This is a genomic window from Mucilaginibacter sp. P5_A6 (assembly GCF_056400585.1).
Map to the genome: position 1 here is coordinate 1 of NZ_JBFUKZ010000074.1, position 2,630 is coordinate 2,630.

Annotated in this window: 2 protein-coding genes; both read right to left on the reverse strand. The window is 36.6% G+C overall.

Features of this window, described 5'->3' with window-relative positions:
- A partial coding sequence (locus AC1DO4_RS27710; RefSeq protein WP_477421011.1) for a hypothetical protein occupies positions 1–658 on the reverse strand: 658 nt, incomplete at its 3' end.
- A 13-nt stretch (positions 659–671) separates the two neighbouring features.
- On the reverse strand, positions 672–1,985 hold the full coding sequence (locus AC1DO4_RS27715; protein WP_477421012.1) for a patatin-like phospholipase family protein: 1,314 nt from the start codon (positions 1,983–1,985) through the stop codon (positions 672–674).
- Between the last annotated feature and the right edge of the window lie 645 nt (positions 1,986–2,630).

The window sequence follows — 2,630 nt, forward strand, 5'->3', positions numbered from 1 at the left end:
GGTTTAGCCTTTGCGAAAATATTTTGTAGCTGTTCCCGCTAAGGTGTATGTTTTTTACTTGTCCTTCTAAAAAAGCGCTTTTATCGGATTTTAATGAGTCTGATACTATTGTTGTTATACCGCTGGGGAATGTTTGGTAGATAATGTTTTTTTGTCTGAGGAAAATATACTGGTCAAATATTTCGTCGGTAAGTAAAGGGTCGACAAACTGTTTTAAAGTATACTTCATGTGGATAAAGTAGCCCTTTTTTTGGAGGTGAATGGTTAGCGTCCGGTTGTCAAATTCTACTCTGCAAATGCTGTCGGTTAAGGTATTAATGTTGCTTTTTTCTGTTGATGGCTGTACCGGTTTGATTGATTCAAGGATGAAGCTTTCCTGCGAATAGTGCTCAACATAATTGTTTAATTTTTCCCGGTTGTATTGCGCCGGGTTTTTTTCGTAAGTATTGAGTACGGTATTTAAAAGCGCTATAGAGTTATCAACCTTTGACTGAATGTTGATTTCAATATTTTGCAAACATCTGAAGCGCTGAGCTTCTAATTCATTTTGATTATCGGGAACGTAAATGAAAAAGTAAAATGCACCAATTACCAGTACAAAAACTAAAGTGGCAAACACAATTGCCTGGTTACGACCGAATGAAAATCTATTTTTCATTTCAATAACGCTGTTATCCTTCCTTATCGCTATTCAGCCATTTTTCTTTGGCTGCTTTATAGGTATCATAACCCAGGTGAACGCCCTTACCATCACCACGTATTAACTGATTAGGCAGACACAAGCCAGAGCCGTTTACAATAAACTTATCACAAAGACGCTTAATCAGGTCAACCTCATCATTTTTTACAGCATCCATATCAAGATCCATTATTGCAATAAAATCGGCCTCGCCGTTCGGGTMGTTTTTATAAATAGGGGGTGCTTCATACAGTTGGTTATCTGGGTTAAGTATTGGTTTTAAACAAGGATTTATCCGCACAACACAGGCTTTATTACTCAGCGAAGGGTCAATCATGGCATAGGTTATAAATGTGGCAGAATCAGGCGGATCGCCGAGAATACTGGTCGACATTTTTTTTATATCAGCAAAAAATGAAGCCCCATTGTTTGTAATGGCAAGCTTGTTATTTTTATTTTTGTTATAAATAGAAGCAATTACCGGGTTGGTTGAATTTTCATAGTCGCCTATAAGTGCTTCTCCACCTGTGCCGGTACCTAATGAAAGGATCTTAAAATCGCTTAGTGGTAAGTCGGGATTATTTGTCCGGGCTTCTATAAAGCCGGCAAGCACCGGGTTATTAAAGCCGGATACCGCACCGTCCCAAAACCAGGTTTTACGTTTGTCATCTCCCCCAAGTAAACTGGTGGTAATTGCTGCCGGCGAATCAAAATAATTAATAGGGGCGTTACTTGATGAATGGATGGCTTCTCCTAAGCTTACCTGGTAAAACTTGCCAAAACTGTCTGTTTTACTTGCCGGGTTTGATCGGAAAAAAACTGCCCTTTGTCTTAGATAGTCATATCCGGCAACAAGTATCTGTAAATCATTTTTGCCTATGATAGCCGGAAGATCATTCATATAGGTATCCAAAATAGGTTTGGCTGCCTTTTTTTGTATAATGAGGCTATCATATTTGTTCAGTACATTTTTAAGGCCGCTGAGCTTTCTTTCAGTACTGTATTTTGGGCCGAGCACATTGGTAAGGCTTGCAATATTCCTCCATTTTAATTTTTCCCAGAATGACAATTTTGAAAAAACTTGTTTTCGTTTATTTTCATCTTCAAAAACCGAAATTATTTCACTAAGCAACATATTGTTGCATAACGAAGCCAAAACAAGGCTGCCTCCCGAATTTGCGATCACGAGGTCGAACTGATGTAAGACTTCGTGACCGGAGATATCGCCGTAAATATCCTTAAGTACGCGGGCCTGAATCAAAGCCCAGGAACCACCGCCATCTAATGAAAGTATTTTATATGCCATTTGKTAATTGGTTTAATAAATCAAGTTTTTTCTCTATATTTTTTATATATTCTTCTTTATTTTGATAATAAAACAGCATGTTATTATCAAAAAGCTATCCGGATATTGCAGGTTTTTTGAGTCAACCAAAAACGAAGATTACGCCAATTTTCGCCTCGGTAATGTTGTTCTGAACATGTTACCTCCTTTATTAAAAGAATAAATTATTCAGGAACGCCGATCCAGAATGCACAGCGAATTATTCTGCCGCCATTCGAATAAAAAACATTAATGATTAAAAGACGAATGGTGTTACTGTAAATAAAAGGGCCTGTATCCTTTTTTATTTATGGTTTATATACTATAAAACTCCTAAACATCACCGATATATGCAATAGCTATTAATAACTATTTATTAGTGTAGTCTTAGCGTTATAGTTTTATAAATCAAATACTTAAATCCAAATACCAGGTTGGCATTTTATTAATTCCTTTTAAGTATTTGCTAAAGCAAGGCGGCTTATAGTTTGGACCAAATAAGTGATAAAATAGTTATTAATGGCTATTTCGGTTGTAAGTAAAGATGCTCAATTTTATTGTGGGGTTTAACTATAAGATAATTTTTGTTATAAAAGCCTGCCGGTGAAATGTGTAATGGATTAAGAG